This window comes from Vibrio navarrensis (assembly GCF_015767675.1).
Taxonomy (GTDB): domain Bacteria; phylum Pseudomonadota; class Gammaproteobacteria; order Enterobacterales; family Vibrionaceae; genus Vibrio.
In genome coordinates, this window is record NZ_CP065217.1 from 3143320 (window position 1) to 3160918 (window position 17599).

Consider the following 17599-nt stretch of genomic DNA (forward strand, 5'->3'; position numbering starts at 1 on the left):
CCGTGGAACAGAGTCGCAAGGTATTGATACAGAATCGTTTGGGTCTACATGCACGCGCGGCTGTGAAGCTGGTCGAGCTGGCGCAAAGCTTTGAAGCCGAAGTCACCATCGACAATGAAGAGGACAAAACCGCCGCGGCTGACAGCGTTATGGGCCTGCTAATGTTGGAATCGGCGCAAGGGCAATATGTCACCATTCACGCCAAAGGCCCACAAGCACAAATCGCCTTAGACGCGATTTGCCACCTGATCGAAGACAAATTTGATGAAGGCGAGTAATTCGTCAATGTGATGCAAGCGTTACTCTGACTACTGCAAGATTTGTTGATGAAACTCGCATCTTCTGGTTACTTGCGTATAGAATTAAGTTATTATTCAAAGCATTGTAAATATCCAGGAATCAGGGGGTCACAATGGCAGAGCAAATAGAATTCGACCAAGCTCACCAAGCCCTCCAAGAAGTCACCGAAGCGCTGGAAAACGGCCGCTTCGTCCATGTCCGCCGTCAACTTCAGGACATGGAACCCGAAGATATCGCCCACCTTTTAGAAGCTTCCCCGCGTAAAAGTCGTGAAGTGCTCTGGCAGCTCACCGACCCTGAAGATTACGGTGAAATTCTCGATGAGCTCAGCGAAGACGTCAAAGACAACCTTGTCTCCAAAATGGCCCCTGAAGCGCTCGCTGAAGCCACCGAAGGCATGGATACCGATGACGTCGCTTACGTTCTGCGTAGCTTGCCAGATAACGTTTCTCGTGAAGTTTTGGCACAGATGGATGCAGCCGACCGCTTGCGGGTTGAAACTGCACTTTCCTATCCGGAAGACACCGCGGGCGGATTGATGAACACCGACGTTATCACCATTCGTGGTGACGTCGACGTTGACGTAGTCCTGCGCTACCTGCGTATGAAAGGGGAACTGCCAGAAAACACCGATGCTCTGTATGTGATCGATGAAGAGAGCAAGCTGATAGGCGAGCTCTCCATCACCGCGCTGATTACTACTCAGCCAGACGTGAAAGTCAGCGAAGTGATGGAAGATGTCGATGATGCCATTGCGGTTGATACCAGCGATTCCGATGTCGCAAGCCTGTTTGAGCGACGCAACTGGATCTCTGCACCGGTGATTGATGAGAACTACCATCTGGTGGGGCGTATTACCATCGATGACGTGGTCGATGTGATTCGTGAAGACGCCGAGCACTCGATGATGAGTATGGCGGGCCTGAATGATGAAGAAGACACCTTTGCGCCTGTGGTCAAATCGGCGCGTAAACGCAGCGTTTGGCTCGGCGCGAACGTGCTCGCCGCCCTCGCTGCCGCTTCGGTTTCCAACATGTTTGAAGCCACACTGGATCAAATGGCGGCCATCGCGGTCCTGATGACCATAGTGCCTTCGATGGGCGGTGTGGCCGGTAACCAAACCGTTGCACTGGTGATTCGTGGCTTGGCGCTGGGTCACATTGGTGACTCCAACCGCCGAGAACTCTTGATGAAAGAGGCTGCGATTGGTTTTCTCAATGGCGTGATGTGGGCGCTGATTATCGGCGGCATCGTGGTCGCGTGGAAAGGCAATTGGGTGCTCGGTGGGATCATTTCTGCCGCGATGATGACCAACCTGATTGTTGCTGGCATCGCTGGAGTGTCTATCCCGATTCTGCTGAAAAAGATGAATATCGACCCGGCACTGGCTGGCGGCATGGCACTAACCACCGTTACCGATGTGATCGGATTGTCGGTTTTTCTTGGGCTGGCCACCATTTTGATCTGACTTTTGCCAGCCCAATCCAAACACATTAACAAGGTTGCCCATCGGTAACCTTGTTTGTTTTTAGCGCTTTTTTATTGCGAGACAACCGATGGCTATTCACCCGCAATTTTCATCGACTCTAACAAAATCGAGCCTGTTTGAATCTGCGAGCGCGTTTCCACATCACTGCCGACCGCGACAATGCGAGTGAACATCTCTTTGAGATTGCCAGCAATGGTAATCTCTGAAACTGGGTATTGGATTTCACCATTTTCTACCCAGAAACCCGCCGCGCCGCGGGAGTAGTCACCCGTTACCACGTTGACACCTTGTCCCATCACTTCAGTAACCAGTAACCCCGTGCCGAGCTCTTTGAGCATCTGACTAAAAGTCTGCCCGGTTGATGTCACAAACCAGTTGTGGATACCGCCGGCGTGACCGGTTGGGGCCATGTTCATTTTGCGCGCCGCGTAACTGGTCAGCAGGTAAGTGGCCAGCACGCCGTCGGTAATGATCTCTCTATCTTGGGTGAACACGCCTTCGCTATCAAATGGGCTTGAAGCCAGACCGCGTAGAATATGCGGGCGCTCGCTGATATTGAACCACTCAGGTAGCACCTGATGACCCAATTTGTCGAGCAAGAAAGAAGATTTACGATAGAGATTACCACCGCTGATCGCCATCACTAAGTGGCCCATCAAACCCGTGGCTACATCCGGAGCAAACATCACCGGAAACTTGCCCGTTTTCAGCTTACGCGCATCCAAGCGTTGAATGGTTTTCTCCGCCGCTTCTTGACCGACTTGCTCTGGCGTCCACATGTCATCACGATGACGCGCCACGGTATAGCTGTAATCGCGTTCCATCTCGCCATTTTTGCCCTCACCAATCACACAGCAACTGATGCTGTGACGGCTTGAGGCATAGCTCGCTAGCAAGCCGTGGCTATTGCCATACACGCGCACACCATAGTGGCTGTCATAGCTTGCGCCATCGCTCTGCTTAATTTTGTCGCTATAACTCAGCGCTTCACGCTCGGCCGCAATGGCAATCTTCGCTGCGTAATCTGGGTCAGGCGTGTCTGGGTGGAAGAGGTCAAGATCTGGGATATCCTTGACCATCAACTCGGCCGGAGCCGGGCCGGAACAGGGATCTTCCGAGGTGTACAGCGCAATATCCAACGCCGCCAATACGGTTTGCTGAATCGCTTTTTCACTCAGATCCGAGGTCGAGGCGCTGCCTTTACGCTGGCCACGGTAGACGGTAATGCCAAGCGCGCCATCACTGTTGAACTCGACATTTTCGACTTCACACATACGAGTAGAGACACTGAGCCCGGTCGTCTTAGTGATCGCGACTTCCGCAGCGTCGGACTGTTGCGCCGCGAGCTCCAGCGCTCTGGCAACGGCGGCTTCAAGCTCAATTCTCTGTTGAGCAACTTGCTGTTTTACATCCATATCTCAATAATCTTTGATGAGCGATAGGCTAAGAATAACAAGAATTTCGCTTTCTCCCCACGATTCTTGTTAAAATGGGGCTAATCTTATTGAGAGAAAGTGACATAGGCAGAAAAGATGGCTCGTAAAAACCAAAAAGCGCCATGGGAACCAGAAGAAGAAATCATCATAGTCAGCAAATCTGAGATGAAACGCGATATGGATGAGTTGCAAAAACTGGGGGAAGAGTTGGTTGAACTCAAACCTTCCGTATTGGCGAAATTTCCGATCAGTGAAGATTTGCTCGAGGCAATCAAAGATGCGCAACGTTTTAAAAACGAAGCGCGTCGTCGCCAACTGCAGTACATTGGCAAGGTAATGCGTCAAGAAGATCCAGAACCGATTCAAGCGGCGTTGGATAAACTTCGTAACAAGCATTCACAAAACACGGCCGTGCTGCACAAGTTAGAAACGCTGCGTGATCGCGTGATTGCCGAAGGTGACAACGCGATCGATGACGTGGTGGAACTCTATCCATCCGCGGATCGTCAGCGCTTGCGTCAGCTCGCTCGTACCGCCGCCAAAGAGAAGCAAAACAACAAACCGCCCAAAGCGTTTCGCGAAATTTTCCAAATCCTGAAACAGCTTAACGACGAAGCGATCGCTTCATCGTTGTAAAAAACAAAGGTTGGCCCTGTGCCAACCTTTTTCTTATCTACGTTTCAACCGTTAACTGCCCGCCTGAACAAACTCAGCTAAGGCGCGATTCGCATGTGCGGTGGTCAACTGCGCCATGGGGCCGAACTGCTCAACGTGACCATTAGCAATGTAGGCAAAATGGCTGGCAATCGCGCGAGCATCACTCACATGGTGCGTCACCATCAAGACGGTGATATTGCGTTCCTTGGCGAGATGTTTCACCAGTGCCAACATCTCTTCACGTAAAACCGGATCGAGCGCCGAAAAAGGCTCATCCAACAGCCAGATCGGATTGGGCTGCACAAAGCACCTTGCCAGCGCCACGCGTTGACGTTGCCCTCCCGACAATTGTTGCGGCAAACGCGACAAATAAGGCGCAATGCCCACTTGTTCTGCGGCCTGCCGCACCTGCTTGCGCTCGGCAGAGCTCAATTTGAGCCCGGGCTGTAAGCCCAAAGCAATATTTTGCTCCACCGTGAGATGAGAAAAGAGATTGTGCTCTTGAAACAACATGGAAAACGGACGCTGATAAGGCGGCTTGTGGAGTAAAGAGAGTCCGCTGACCGCCATCTCTCCCGATTGCGGTTCAATAAACCCGGCCAGCAGCGCCAACAGCGTCGATTTGCCCGCCCCACTTGGGCCCATCAGCGCGACGATCTCCCCTTGCGCGACCTGTAGATCAAAGTGAAACAGCGCATCGTGATAGTAATACTTCACCTGATTGAGAGTTAACATGATTCCTCACTAACGCGGGTGGTAAATAGACGTTCGGTCAGGGCAAAACAGCCAACACTGAGCAGCAGTAAAGTGAGCGAGACCACTGCGGCCGATTCCATCTGGTAACTGCCCAGCAGTTGGAAAAGGTATAAAGGCAGCGTGCGAAACTCTTGACTACCAAACAGCGCAATCGCGCTAAGATCGCCAATCGCAAACATAAAACAGAGCGCAAACGCTGAAGCGAGCGGTTTCGACAGCGCGCGCAGCTCAATCACCCGCAAGCGGTTTAGGCCACGTATACCTAAACTGGCACACAAATATTGGTACTGCTGCTCAATGTGCAACATTGGCTGAGCCAAGGTTTTGATCGCGTACGGCAGCGCCATCAAGCTATTGACCAAAACCACCACCACTAACGCTAAGCTAAAAACGTCGGTCACGCTGCGCAGCAGCAAGAAAACGCCCGTACTAATGACCAGCCCCGGGGTGACTAAGACGATGGTGCCCACCATCTCCAAACCATCCGCGCGATGACGACGTTCTCCAATACGCCAGATGCGACTGGACGAGAGAATCGCCATGCCTGCCGCCACTGCGAGTGTGGCAGAAAGCAGTGCGACTTGCAGCGATGCGCCAAGTGCCGACCAAAAGCGAGCATCAGCCAGCACGTCAACCACTTTGCCATTCGCCCCAGAAAGCAGTACCATCAGCAGCGGCGGTAACACCAAAAGCGCGGCGGCCAAAATCCAAGCGTAGTCCCAAACACGCAGCAGGCCGCTGTCGCGCACTAAAAAAGGTGACTCGCTGCGACTGCCCGCAGAAACCGATAAAGGACGCGCCAATTTTTGTAGCGCCAGCGCCAAAACGCTGCACAGCAACATTTGCCAGATAGCCAGAATGGCTCCGCTTTGCAGATCGAAATCGAATTTGATCGCCTGATAGATAGCCAGCTCAATGGTGGTGGATTTCGGCCCACCGCCCAGCGCCATCACAGTAGCGAAACTGGTAAAACAGAGCATAAACACCAAGCCACCGACATGCGGCAGTTGTTGACGCAGCCTTGGCCATTCAACAAAGCGAAATTTATCCCAAGGTGACATACCGAGGTGAGCCGCCAGTTTATGCTGCTCTGCCGGGATCGATTCCAGCGCTTGTAGCAGCAAACGGGCCGCATACGGCAGATTGAAAAACACGTGGGCAAGCAAAATGCCACTCAAACCGTAGATGGAAAACGAGTTCAAGTAGCCCGCTTGTTGCAACAGATTCACCAGCCAACCACTGTTGCCATAAATCGCCAAAAGGCCAAACACCCCGACCAACACCGGTAAAACCAGCGTTGAGGCAAACAGCTTCAACAGCAGAGCGCGGCCAGGAAAACGTCGTTTGGCCAACGCATGCGCCACCGGGATCGCCAAACTGACGCTCAGCAGCATCGACAAAAAAGCCTGCCAAAAACTGAACTGGGTGACATGACGATAGTAAGGATCGCGCCAGATGACGCTCACATCCAGCGAGGGCGCCGTAGAAAGGAGCGCTGCCAGCGCAGCAATAACAAAGGTCGCGATCATCACCGCGACCCCAATGCCCGCTTTAGGTACAGAATTCAACGGGCAGCCTTAAAACGTCAGCGCGCTTTGCCACTCGCGGATCCAAGGCTTGCGCATTTCGGCCACCTTTTCAGGTGTGAAGCTGAGTGATTTCACCGGCACAGTTAAGGTGTCAAAGCCCTCAGGCAGTGTTACGTCGGTGACCGGATACATCCAGTTGCCCGTTGGCATCGCCGCTTGGAAGTCGTCACTTAAAATAAAACGCATAAACTCATCGGCCAGTTGCTGTTTTTGGCTGCTTTTCACTTTCGCGGCCACTTCCACTTGCATGTAATGCCCTTCAGAAAAGCCCGCCGCCGCGTATTTCGCGTCATTTTCCGCAATCAGGTGATAGGCCGGAGAGGTGGTGTATGAGAGCACCATATCCGACTCACCCTTGAGGAACATCGAGTAAGCTTCCGACCAGCCCTTAGTGACCGTCACGGTCTTTTTCGCCAGTTGCTGCCATGCTTCGCTGGCGCTATCGCCGTAAACGGATTTGATCCACAGCAGCAAACCTTGTCCTGGAGTTGAGGTGCGCGGATCTTGGTAGATCACTTTGAGATCGCTGCGCTGCTCCACCAACTCTTTTAAACTTTTCGGCGGATTGGCCAGCGTTTCTTTGTTGTAGATAAAAGCAAAGTAGCCGTAATCGTAAGGGACAAACGTCGTGTCAGACCACCCCTTTGGCAGCGTAACTACACGGGTATCGACCTGATGTTCTGCCAGCAAACCCGTTGCTTTGGCTTCAGCCATCAAGTTGTTGTCCAACCCGAGCACCACATCCGCTTTGCTGTTCTTGCCTTCAAGACGCAGACGGTTAAGGATCGACACGCCATCATCCAGCGCAACAAAGTTGACGTCACAGCCACATTTCGCTTCGAACGCTTTTTCGATCGTCGGGCCCGGGCCCCAATCGGCGGCAAAAGAGTCGTAAGTGTAAACAGTGAGGGTGTTATCGGCAGCCAAAGCGGGGGCAGAAGTGACCATCGCTAGGGCAATCAGGTTAAGAGTGGTTTTCACGGCTCGCTCTCCATTTGCGTTGCATGACATGAGTGGAGCGGCACAGGTTTGAGGTCGGTTTTAATCTTCCATTACGAATTAAATTCCTGACTCAATTCCTACGCCAGCATTATCTGGTTCAGGTATACGGGTCCCAGGCGATGGCCTGATCTCAGCTTCTGCGACAAAAATACGCAGATGAGCTCCCCGATGAGTGAGGCGGATTGTAATGCGAAACGTTCGCTTTGGCTATACGTGCTCGTCACGCGGACGGTTATCGTACCCCCAGCGCGGCACTAAACCTTGCTCGACGCCAAGATGGTCAAGAATACGCGCGACCATAAAGTCGACAAGGTCCTCAATACGTTGCGGTTGATGGTAGAACCCCGGTGCCGCGGGCATGATGGTCACGCCAAGCTGCGATAACTTGTGCATGTTTTCCAGATGCAAAGTGGAAAACGGTGTTTCACGCACCACGAGGATCAATTGACCACGCTCTTTCAGCACCACATCGGCGGCGCGCTCAATTAAATTATCCGACATGCCGTGCGCTATCGCCGCAACACTGCCCGCAGAGCAAGGGCACACCACCATCTGCTTTGGCGCTGCGGAGCCGGAAGCAACGGGCGAGAACCAATCGTCCTTACCGCACACCACCAGCTTCTCGGCCGAGCAGCCAAGGTAGTTCACCAGCGCGCTTTGCGCGGCTTGTGGATTGGCGGGCAACTTCAGCCCCTGCTCGGTGGCTAGCACCACACGCGCGGCGGAGGAAATCAGCAGGTAAACCTGATAATCTGCCGCGAGCAGGCATTCAAGCAAGCGTAAACCATACGGCGCACCAGAGGCCCCCGTAAACGCCAGTGTGATTGTTTTTTGTTTTTCAGTCATTGTCATTTCAGTTGGCACGATTTCAGTTAGCACGATTATGGGCCGAGTCAGTCAGACGCCTTGTCCAGTGCCGCCAGCAACTTGCCATGAATGCCGTCAAAACCGCCGTTACTCATCACCAAGATTTGCACCTCAGATTTCGCACGACTGGCAATTTGCGCAACAAATTCATCCATATTGTCACTGGTAAACGCAGGCTGGTGACATTGTGCCGCCACGGCCTCGACCGACCAATCCAAGCCCGGCGGTTGGAATAAAAACACTTCATCGGCATAGGCTAACGAAGCAGCAAGCGTCTCTTTATGCACGCCACGTTTCATCGTTGCAGAGCGCGGCTCCAAAACCGCAAAGATCGGTTTGTCGCCCACCTTATTACGTAAACCACCGAGAGTCAGTTCAATCGCGGTGGGATGATGAGCGAAATCATCATAAACGGCCACCCCATTGACTTCGCCTTTGAGCTCTAAACGGCGCTTGGTATTGATAAATTGGCCGAGTGCCTGACAGGCAAGATCGGGCGTCACTCCGACATGGCGCGCCGCCGCAATCGCCATCAGCGCATTGTCGACGTTGTGATCGCCCACCAAATCCCACTTCACTTCGCCCACGCATTCACCTTGGAAGAAGACCGCAAAGTGAGAGCCATCTTTGACTCGCTTTTCCGCTTGCCACTGACCATCAGCGCCAGAAAACTCCTGCTCGCTCCAGCAGCCACGTTGCAAAACGTCCGCCAAAGCCGCATCTTGCTGGGGAGCAAGAATGCGTCCGTTGCCCGGAACCGTGCGCACCAGATGGTGGAATTGCCGCTTAATCGCTTCCAGATCATCAAAAATATCCGCATGATCGAACTCAAGATTATTCATGATCAAGGTGCGTGGATGGTAATGGACGAACTTAGAACGCTTGTCGAAAAAAGCACTGTCATATTCATCAGCTTCCACAACAAAAAACATGCTGTCTCCCAAACGCGCCGAGACACCGAAGTTGCCGAGTACACCTCCGACCAAAAATCCCGGCTGATAGCCGCATGCGTCTAAAATCCACGCCAGCATGCTTGCAGTGGTGGTCTTGCCATGCGTGCCTGACACCGCCAACACCCAACGATCGTGCAGCAAGAACTCCTGCAACCACTGCGGCCCAGAGGTATAACGCAAATTGTGGTTAAGCACGTACTCAACACACGGATTGCCACGGCTCATGGCATTGCCAATCACCACCAGATCAGGAGCAGGATTTAACTGAGAAGGTTCAAAACCCTCTATAATTTCAATACCTTGAGATTCCAAAAGCGTACTCATTGGTGGGTAAACGTTGGCGTCTGATCCCGTCACCTTATGGCCTAACTGCCGGGCCAAAATCGCGGCGCCGCCCATAAAAGTGCCACAGATCCCTAAGATATGAATATGCATGTTGCTCGTCCTGCTCTATGAAATTTTTGCCCCTCCCATTATCGCGATAACGCTCGGAAAAGCGAGGGCGATCGTCTGGCTTCTGCTCGGCGGCGCAAAATTCCGCCACTCCGTTGCGCTTTTTTTGTGCAACATCGCCACGACTTCCCGCCTAAGTTGATGTAATTTCTTCGCTAATAGTCGACAAGCAAATTGAGATCTCGGTCGGTTAGTTCATTACCATTAATAAGATCTAAACCTTACACTTACCGCGAGCGCAAACGATAACATCCATAAGAGATGCTCGCTCACTACCCCCGATTAATTCAGAGAAGTTTAAGGAAATAACATGTCTGGAATGCGCACCCTTGGCGAGTTCATTGTTGAGAAACAAGCGGACTTCCCCCACGCTAGCGGTGATCTGTCATCTCTTTTGTCGTCCATTCGTCTGGCGGCGAAAATCGTCAACCGTGAAATCAACAAAGCGGGTCTGGTTGATATCACTGGTTCTGTCGGTACGGAAAACGTGCAGGGCGAAGCTCAACAAAAGCTCGACGTTTACGCCAATGAGAAATTCAAATCTGCGTTAGAAGCTCGCGACCAAGTGTGTGGTGTCGCCAGCGAAGAAGAAGATGAAGCGGTCGCGTTTAACAAAGAGTTAAACAAGAATGCCAAATACGTTGTGTTGATGGATCCGCTGGACGGCTCATCAAACATCGACGTGAACGTCTCCGTCGGCACCATCTTCTCGATTTATCGTCGCGTGTCACCAATTGGTACACCACCGACACAAGAAGATTTCCTCCAACCCGGCCATAAGCAAGTGGCAGCGGGCTATGTGATTTACGGCTCATCCACCATGTTGGTGTACACCACAGGCAATGGCGTTAACGGCTTTACTTACGACCCATCGCTTGGCACGTTCTGTCTATCGCATGAAAACATGATGATCCCGCAAGATGGCAAGATTTACTCCATCAACGAAGGCAACTACATTCGTTTCCCAATGGGCGTCAAAAAATACATCAAGTACTGCCAAGAGAATGTGCCTGAAGATGGTCGCCCATATACGTCACGTTATATTGGCTCGCTGGTGGCGGATTTTCACCGCAATCTGCTTAAAGGCGGCATCTATCTCTACCCAAGCACGCAGAGCCACCCGAATGGTAAGCTACGTCTGCTGTATGAATGCAATCCCATGGCCTTTCTGATTGAGCAAGCTGGCGGCATTGCTTCTGACGGGGTTAACCGTATTCTCGATCTCAAGCCGACTGAACTGCATCAGCGTGTGCCGTTTTTCGTCGGTTCAACCAATATGGTGAAGAAAGTCGAGGAGTTTCTCGAACTGCATCGTGACGAAGCCTAAAACCTTCTCGCAAAGCGCCTGCAATCGCAGGCGCTTTTTTGTTAGATGCGATGAAAAACGCCTTGCTCACTGGTTTACATCCTGAGTGATTTGCGGCTAAATTGGGGCCATTCAGCCCAAAAATAACAGAAAAGGAAAAGTCATGAGCTTAAACAACGTACCTGCGGGTAAGTCGCTACCGGATGATCTGTATGTCGTCATTGAGATCCCAGCCAACGCCGACCCAATCAAATACGAAGTCGATAAAGAATCTGGCGCGGTTTTTGTTGACCGTTTTATGTCCGCACCGATGTTCTACCCATGTAACTACGGCTACGTAAACCACACGCTCTCTTTAGACGGCGACCCAGTTGACGTGCTCGTCCCAACCCCTTACCCGCTGATGCCGGGTTCTGTGATTCGTTGCCGCCCAGTTGGCGTGCTGAAAATGACCGACGAATCGGGTGAAGATGCGAAAGTGGTCGCGGTACCGCACTCTAAGTTGTCCAAAGAGTATGACCACATCCAAGATGTTGGCGATCTGCCTGAGCTGCTCAAAGCGCAAATCACCCATTTCTTCGAGCGCTACAAAGAGCTGGAAACGGGTAAATGGGTGAAAGTGGATGGCTGGGAAGATGTCGAATCAGCTCGCAAAGAGATCCTAGAGTCTTACCAACGCGCGCAAAAGTAATCAAGCGCACTCTTCGCAGAGCAAAAGAGCCAGACACAAGTCTGGCTCTTCTTTTTTCGCTTAAACCCGCTGGCACCAGTCGCCGGATGCGATCTCATTGACCAGCTTACTGCTGTCTTGATAGAGATAAATCCATGCGGTGCCAAACGGCGTTTCAATGGTTTCTCGACGATACTCCACGGGCACGTCTTCCAGCCTATCGAGCGCTTGCAAGGTGTGATCGTCAATCAGATACACTTCACCACTGATGGCCGTGTTGCCATCACTCACCGCCGGATACTCCCCCAGGTCATACAACTTGTAATCCAGCCCGCTTTGACAACTGCCCAAACACTGACTTTGCGCTAGATAGTGATGGTTTGCTTCCCCTTTGCGAAGGGTTCCATAAACAAAAACCAAATGCTGCATACGCTCTCCCTGCCTCTGTGGTGCATGCTCTTGGGATGAGAAATAGCACGCAGGAGCGTTTTAATCAAATTCAAATTGGTAGATCAAATCCACCGCACTTTCGACCCCTGACACCCCTTCGAGGTAGAGATCTTTCATCAAACGGTAGCGCACAGTAAACTCACCCAACGGCTTGAAAATGCCCACGCCATACTTCACTTGTAAACCGGGCATGATGTAGCCGCTGACCGTCACTTGCGACTCATCACCCGCACCAGTGGTATCCAGTTGCAGATCCTGCACGCCAAACGCGGCGCCAATCTCGCCCACCACTTTGCCGCTTTTGGCTAGGCTCAGCCCGATCAAAGCCGTGGTCATCGCATTCCCCCCACCTGATTCGGCGTCGATGTTTTGTCCGCGCAACAGATAAGAGAGCGCGTTGGCCTGAGGAAGTGCAGGCTCAGAGAAAATGGTAATGATCGGTTCGCTGGCCGGCCCGGTGACTTTTACTCCCGCAATCACGTTATCTTGGGTATTGTTCGGGTTACGGATCGCTTTGATCGCCACATACGGCTGATCCACCGGACCATTCATCAGCACCTTGCCTTCTTGGATCTGCAGATCCTGACCGAAAGAGCGATAGGTTCCGTTAACAATGTTCACTTCTCCCAAAATAAACGGCCCTTTGTCTTTTTGCGTCACATTCAAGCGCCCTTGCAAACCGCCCTCTAAGCCGAAAGCCGCCAGCTTAAAGTCATCACCAATGCGAATATTGATGTCAGTTTCGATATTCATTGGCATCGGCGTGCTACTTTCCACTGGTTGCAACTCGTCATTGAGCAGCACCTGATCCTTGGAGATACTCACGGCACTTGGCGGCAGCTCTTCCACCACAATCCGTCCCCACGGCAGAGCAAGATCTCCGGAGATTTTCGCCAGCCCAGGATTGACCTCGATGGTCATGTCCGGCACCAGTTTAATGTTGACCATTGGTGGCATGGTCACTTGCAGCTCATCGGCAAAAACGCGCATCTGGCTATGCCAATTGGCCAAGTCCTGCCAATTGGCCGTACCGTCCACTTTTAGCTCACCATCTGGGGTGACAATGCCAGCATTAAGCGCGGCATCATAGCCATTGAACTGCACCTGAACCCGCCCTTGCTGCACGTCTACGGGGCTGATATCGCCATGCACTCGAATCTCTTCCACCAGCACTTGACCAAACACTTGTGGATGATACGCCGAACCGCGGATAGCCAGCTGCGAAGAGATCAGCGCTTGCACAGAACTGTATTCGCCAATTAATGGGGCGAGAAAATCGAGGTTGAACTGCCCAAGCGCTAAGGTCCCATCCAACTGCGGCTCTTTGGCCTGCACATTGTCTACCTTTAGTTGACCGCTCACATCGCCGTTGTCGCGAATGTTGAGCTGCCAATCGGCGCGAAGTGCATCGTCTTGCAACTCGGCGTTAAGCATCAGGCTGTCCCAACCTAAGGTCAGGGTTTCGTCTAGGCTCTGTTCGAGCTCTCCTGCCGGCATCGTCAGCGCCACTTTGACATGCGGCGCGCGTTTCGCCGCCCAATTAGCCCAAAGCGTCGCGTCTAATTGGCCGCGTAGTTTGCTCTCTTTGGGCAGGAACATGCCGATTTGCGCAAAGTCGAACTGGCTTATCGCGATTTCCGCCTCACCTTGCTCGCCAACGCGGATGTCATGGCTCAGACACACACTCGATTGCTGTTGCTGCCAGCAGTGCGCGGCCACATCAAACTGCTGCTTATCCAGATTAGCGGCGAGCTTGGCGGCATTGGCCAGAGTCCAAGTTCCCTGCTCGCTGGTGGCTTGCATCCGTTGCAGCGCACCAGACCAGACTCTCTCTTTGTCGCGACTCAATTGGCCATCAATAGCGAGGCTGGTGGAGAAAAGTGTCGAGAGCACATCGATCGTCAACTGATGTTGCTGCTCACTGCCAGTGAGGCTGAGATCAACCGAATCCAGCTGGTTTTCTTCATAGCGCAGCGCGCGCGCCTGCAAACGTAAATCCGCTTGTGCCGTCGGCAGCGGCGTCAGCGTTCCACGCAGCGAAAGCTGCTCAATACTCGCCTCTTGCTGCCATTTCAGCGCCTGGGCCAGCAGTGCCAAACGCACATCGGGCTGCTGCAGTTCGCCACGCAGCGCAATGTCACCTTGCACGCGCCCAGCAAGATCCGGCAGGGTTTTGCTCAAATCGGGGAAATTAACCTGCACGTCCATCAACCAATGTTTATCCAGCTTGCCTTTGGCGGTGAGCCCGTTTGGACCATGCGACAGGGTTAATCCGGCCGTGTCGACGTTGAGATCGCCATTGCCTTGGCGATCGGCGATACGCAGATCCCCTTCGATATTGAGCGGGTAATCACGCAGCACACCATCAATATCTAAAAGCGGCAGCGCCACTTGCCAGCCGCCCTGTTCGGTCAAAGAGCCAGAGGTCGAGAGCTTACCACTGATGTGGCCTTGTGCTTGCGGCCACTGTTGCCCGGGTTGAATGTCTTGCAGTGCTAAATCGGCCTGCCAGCTCACCATATCACGCCAGTCTGCCCTCACCTGACCGCTCACTTGCCCGCCTAAGGTGGCTAAGATCAGCTTATCTAGCTTAATGTGCTGCAGAGAGCCTTCACCCGAGAGATCGACATCCAGTGGCGGAATCGCTTCTCCTTCAAAGTGGGTTTGCAGTGCCAGTTGATAACCATCCAAGGAGCCGTTCGCGCGCAAACTCGCCACCTTCACTTGGTATTCACTTTGGCCACTCAAGGGCCATTGGCTTTTGAGCTGTTGCAAATCGACCTTGAAGGGCAACTGCGCTTTCAGCGGTTGTAACTCGGCTTCGATCTGCGCTTGCACTGGCCCAGAGAGATCACTTTGCACGGCGAGATCCGCCACGCTTTGGCTGGCTGAGAGATTGATCACCTGCCCTTTCAGTTCGCTCTCTTTTAGCTCTGCTTTGAGCGTGAGTTCTAGCGGATAGTCGCCGCGAAGTTCCGTTTGCGCAGAGAGCAAAGCGCTCACTTGCGGCATCTCCAGTTCTAGCGTGCTAACTTGCACTTGGTGCTGGGCCGCTTTGAGTTCAAGAGCAAGATGCACAATCTCAACCGGTGTTGCTTGATGCAAAGTAAAGCGATTGAGATCAAAACGTTGCAGCTCAATCGTGAGTGGGAACCATACCTCGGGCAGAACGATATCTTGTTTAGGTTCCATCGAAGGTGGGTTGACTGAAGATGGCGCACTTTCAGCGAGCGTGACATTGACATCATTGAATCGCGTTGGCGTGATGGTCAGATGATCGCCGCGCATGAAAAGACCAGAGCGAAACGCTCGCCAATCGATCTGGTTGCCAAGGATGTCCAGTTTGATGTCACTGAGCTCAAGACTGCGCACCGCAATGGGGAGCGGAGTGCGAATCGAGGTCAGCGGCGTGCTCTCTGGTTCTGCTTCTTCTTGTGAGGGCGCAAGCTCGGGCAAACTTAACGCCAAACCGTGCAATTTCAGTTCATCAACGCAGAGTTGCCCTTGCCAAAAACAGACCATATCGATCGCCAAACCCAGCTCGTCGACCGACGTCTCAAGGTGAAGAGCATCGTCTTGAAAACGCACCTCACGCAAAGTGAACTTGGGCAAAAGTGCCCCTTCGGCCTTGCCCACACTGAGCTGCGGCATGGCTTTTTCTGCCAATGAAACCAAGCTGTTTAGGCCAAGATTGGTAAAAAGTGCAAGCCCAACCAGTAGTGACACCAACAAAAGCAACACAACGAGCGCGGCAGAGCACCATTTGCTCCAACGAAACATTCGTTTGATCATAGCTCAGGCCCCAAGGTGAAATGGATACGAAACTCCTCTCCGGGTGTGGCATCCAACCCCCAAGCAAAGTCCAAGCGAATAGGCCCGACTGGCGAGCCCCAACGAATGCCCACGCCAGCGCCACGTTTCCACTCTGGCGCGTCATTGAACGCGTCGCCATAGTCGAAAAAGGCCGCTGCCCACCAATTACCATAAAGACGATATTGGTACTCCAGCGTACTGGTGGCAATGTACTTTGCCCCGGTCAGTGCGTTGCTGTCGTCTCGGGGGGAAATGGACTCGTAAGCGTAGCCGCGCAAATTATTGTCACCGCCCGCGAAAAAACGCAGTGATGGCGATAGACGATCAAACTCCTCGGTGAGGTTCGCGCCCCCTTCCAAACGAGCAATGCCACGGTGATTTTCACCCAAGCTGCGGATCCACGATGTACGGCCTTGCAAACGTACGACGCGCGTTTCGGAGACAAAAGAGTCATCCCCGAACTCCAAAGTAATGCTCTGTTTATCCCCCCACATCGGCATACCGCCGCCACGAGTCCGGCTGCGAGAAAAAGAGATGCCCGGCAAAACAAACTGTGCCACATCATCTTGCAAACCTTGTTCATAGTTCTCAATCAAATAGCGTATAAACACGGTGCGGTGCCAACGGTTGTCCAACAACCAGTGGCGTTCAACCGCGAGGTTGGACTGCAAACTTTTGGTATCGCGGCTGTCGACATTTTTCATCGCGTATTGAACTCGGTAGTAGTCATGCAACACATCTTCCAGCGGGATCTGGTAGCCCGCCGTGATGGTCTGCTCCGGTTTAGAAAGCGATAAACTGCTGTCGAAACTGTGACCTTGCTCATTGAGCCACGGTTTTTTCCATTTGAGCGTACCGCGCAGTTCAACGTCGGTGGCGTAGCCAATCCCCGTCTCCAGCTGATTTTTTTTCTGTGGCGTCAAAGAGACTTTCATCGGCAGATCGCGGCTATCATCCAGCGCACTGATATCGGGCTCAACCAGTACCGAGGAGAACCAGTCGGTGTTTGAGAGGTTTTGGTTAAACTCCCCCACTTTGGCCACCAGATAAGGCTCGCCGCTTTTATACGGTTGTAAGGAGCGCACTTTGGTCTCTTCAATCTGGCTGCCCTCTATTTGCGTTTCACCAAATTGGTAGCGGATGCCGCTGTCGTAGTGTAAACGCACGAAGGCTTGATTGAGATCGGGCGACACTTCCAAACGCGCTGCGGTAAAATCGCCTTTGAAATAGCCTCGTTGCAGGGCGAGATTGCGAATCGAGGATTTGAGCGCGTCGTAATCACCATGATTGAGCGCCGCTCCCTTCTTAAGTGGTGAGTTTTCTAAAAGCGTGGCAAAACTGTCATCACTGGCTGCTTCACCGGTAAAACGCACCTCCACCTCGGCCAGCTTCATCACTTCGCCGGGCGAGATGATCGCTGTCAACTCATCTTTGTCTGGGGATATTTGATATTCCACTGAAGCGTGGTAGTAACCTAACGCCTTGAGTGCTTCATTAATAATGTTATCAAGCCGCGATTGAAAACGCAGGGAAATGGCGTAATCTTCGGCAGGAATTGAGGACAAGTGAGCTTCAATATTCTCTTTTAAGGCACCGCTGACGCCTTCCAAAATCAAATCCACCTCGCTGGACGCAAGGGTTTGACTGGCGAAGATCATGCCGATAAAGGCTGGAATAACTTTTCTTATCATGCTTTAGTACGTACAAAACGAGGGCTTGATATCGTTCAGGCGACGGAGAGCCACAAGCGCTTTCCAAGAGTTCGCAGACCGATGCACGCTGGAGACAATGGCAGTAAAATAGCTCACCATTTCGTCCGGTCTGTCATGAGAGTGCAAGATAGCATTCGCCCCCAAAA

The 17599-nt window shown here is 52.6% G+C and carries 14 protein-coding genes and 1 riboswitch; of the genes, 5 read left to right on the forward strand and 9 right to left on the reverse strand.

Annotation, left to right across the window (positions count from 1 at the left end):
* Positions 1-2 precede the first annotated feature (2 nt).
* Together I3X05_RS14805 and mgtE are read left to right on the forward strand one after the other, a co-directional pair.
* Entirely contained in the window at positions 3-278 is a 276-nt protein-coding gene (locus I3X05_RS14805) for an HPr family phosphocarrier protein (RefSeq protein ID WP_045571717.1), read from the forward strand.
* A gap of 134 nt (positions 279-412) precedes the next feature.
* Positions 413-1768 carry a magnesium transporter gene (gene mgtE / locus I3X05_RS14810; protein ID WP_045571718.1) on the forward strand — a complete coding sequence of 452 codons (1356 nt, stop codon included), beginning with the start codon at positions 413-415 and terminating at the stop codon, positions 1766-1768.
* 92 nt (positions 1769-1860) lie between these two features.
* Here mgtE and pmbA read toward each other — a convergent pair whose 3' ends face one another.
* Positions 1861-3204 carry a metalloprotease PmbA gene (pmbA, locus tag I3X05_RS14815; RefSeq protein ID WP_193167420.1) on the reverse strand — a complete coding sequence of 448 codons (1344 nt, stop codon included), beginning with the start codon at positions 3202-3204 and terminating at the stop codon, positions 1861-1863.
* 117 nt (positions 3205-3321) lie between these two features.
* Between pmbA and yjgA the strand changes: the two genes are divergently transcribed.
* Complete coding sequence (gene yjgA, locus I3X05_RS14820; protein ID WP_045571720.1) at positions 3322-3861, forward strand: ribosome biogenesis factor YjgA; 540 nt, start codon at positions 3322-3324, stop codon at positions 3859-3861.
* Between the two features lie 51 nt (positions 3862-3912).
* On the opposite strand, the gene thiQ is transcribed toward yjgA, so the two are convergent.
* From thiQ to mpl, 5 genes are all read right to left on the reverse strand, one after another.
* Positions 3913-4617, reverse strand: a complete 705-nt coding sequence (gene thiQ, locus I3X05_RS14825; RefSeq protein WP_045571721.1) for a thiamine ABC transporter ATP-binding protein — start codon at positions 4615-4617, stop codon at positions 3913-3915.
* Complete coding sequence (gene thiP, locus I3X05_RS14830; RefSeq protein ID WP_045571722.1) at positions 4611-6206, reverse strand: thiamine/thiamine pyrophosphate ABC transporter permease ThiP; 1596 nt, start codon at positions 6204-6206, stop codon at positions 4611-4613. Before thiP ends, thiQ begins: the two co-directional genes overlap by 7 nt.
* A 9-nt stretch (positions 6207-6215) precedes the next feature.
* Positions 6216-7208, reverse strand: a complete 993-nt coding sequence (gene thiB / locus I3X05_RS14835; protein WP_045571723.1) for a thiamine ABC transporter substrate binding subunit — start codon at positions 7206-7208, stop codon at positions 6216-6218.
* A 78-nt stretch (positions 7209-7286) separates the two neighbouring features.
* Positions 7287-7407, reverse strand: a riboswitch (TPP riboswitch).
* A gap of 29 nt (positions 7408-7436) precedes the next feature.
* Complete coding sequence (locus I3X05_RS14840; RefSeq protein WP_413470306.1) at positions 7437-8075, reverse strand: flavin prenyltransferase UbiX; 639 nt, start codon at positions 8073-8075, stop codon at positions 7437-7439.
* Between the two features lie 47 nt (positions 8076-8122).
* Entirely contained in the window at positions 8123-9484 is a 1362-nt protein-coding gene (gene mpl / locus I3X05_RS14845; RefSeq protein WP_045571724.1) for a UDP-N-acetylmuramate:L-alanyl-gamma-D-glutamyl-meso-diaminopimelate ligase, read from the reverse strand.
* Positions 9485-9812: 328 nt separating this feature from the next.
* Here mpl and fbp point away from each other — a divergent pair, with 328 nt between their 5' ends.
* Entirely contained in the window at positions 9813-10829 is a 1017-nt protein-coding gene (fbp, locus tag I3X05_RS14850; protein ID WP_039430709.1) for a class 1 fructose-bisphosphatase, read from the forward strand.
* A 142-nt stretch (positions 10830-10971) separates the two neighbouring features.
* Positions 10972-11499 carry an inorganic diphosphatase gene (gene ppa, locus I3X05_RS14855; RefSeq protein ID WP_039430711.1) on the forward strand — a complete coding sequence of 176 codons (528 nt, stop codon included), beginning with the start codon at positions 10972-10974 and terminating at the stop codon, positions 11497-11499.
* Positions 11500-11559: 60 nt separating this feature from the next.
* Here ppa and I3X05_RS14860 read toward each other — a convergent pair whose 3' ends face one another.
* Genes I3X05_RS14860 through I3X05_RS14870 form a run of 3 tightly spaced genes read right to left on the reverse strand, consistent with a single transcriptional unit; the run spans position 11560 to position 17432 of the window.
* A complete protein-coding gene (locus I3X05_RS14860; RefSeq protein WP_045571725.1) occupies positions 11560-11907 on the reverse strand; it encodes a gamma-glutamylcyclotransferase family protein in 348 nt (115 codons plus the stop codon).
* A 60-nt stretch (positions 11908-11967) separates the two neighbouring features.
* Entirely contained in the window at positions 11968-15720 is a 3753-nt protein-coding gene (locus I3X05_RS14865; RefSeq protein ID WP_045571726.1) for an autotransporter assembly complex protein TamB, read from the reverse strand.
* Positions 15717-17432 carry an autotransporter assembly complex protein TamA gene (locus tag I3X05_RS14870; protein ID WP_337970840.1) on the reverse strand — a complete coding sequence of 572 codons (1716 nt, stop codon included), beginning with the start codon at positions 17430-17432 and terminating at the stop codon, positions 15717-15719. Before I3X05_RS14870 ends, I3X05_RS14865 begins: the two co-directional genes overlap by 4 nt.
* Between the last annotated feature and the right edge of the window lie 167 nt (positions 17433-17599).

Bases quoted from the DNA above. Each gene is read 5' to 3' on its own strand.
- ppa (WP_039430711.1), top strand. From the start codon at position 10,972: ATGAGCTTAAACAACGTACCTGCGGGTAAGTCGCTACCGGATGATCTG.
- yjgA (WP_045571720.1), top strand. From the start codon at position 3,322: ATGGCTCGTAAAAACCAAAAAGCGCCATGGGAACCAGAAGAAGAAATC.
- mgtE (WP_045571718.1), top strand. From the start codon at position 413: ATGGCAGAGCAAATAGAATTCGACCAAGCTCACCAAGCCCTCCAAGAA.
- I3X05_RS14870 (WP_337970840.1), bottom strand. From the start codon at position 17,432: ATGATAAGAAAAGTTATTCCAGCCTTTATCGGCATGATCTTCGCCAGT.
- pmbA (WP_193167420.1), bottom strand. From the start codon at position 3,204: ATGGATGTAAAACAGCAAGTTGCTCAACAGAGAATTGAGCTTGAAGCC.
- I3X05_RS14860 (WP_045571725.1), bottom strand. From the start codon at position 11,907: ATGCAGCATTTGGTTTTTGTTTATGGAACCCTTCGCAAAGGGGAAGCA.
- I3X05_RS14840 (WP_413470306.1), bottom strand. From the start codon at position 8,075: ATGACTGAAAAACAAAAAACAATCACACTGGCGTTTACGGGGGCCTCT.
- thiQ (WP_045571721.1), bottom strand. From the start codon at position 4,617: ATGTTAACTCTCAATCAGGTGAAGTATTACTATCACGATGCGCTGTTT.
- I3X05_RS14865 (WP_045571726.1), bottom strand. From the start codon at position 15,720: ATGATCAAACGAATGTTTCGTTGGAGCAAATGGTGCTCTGCCGCGCTC.
- fbp (WP_039430709.1), top strand. From the start codon at position 9,813: ATGTCTGGAATGCGCACCCTTGGCGAGTTCATTGTTGAGAAACAAGCG.
- mpl (WP_045571724.1), bottom strand. From the start codon at position 9,484: ATGCATATTCATATCTTAGGGATCTGTGGCACTTTTATGGGCGGCGCC.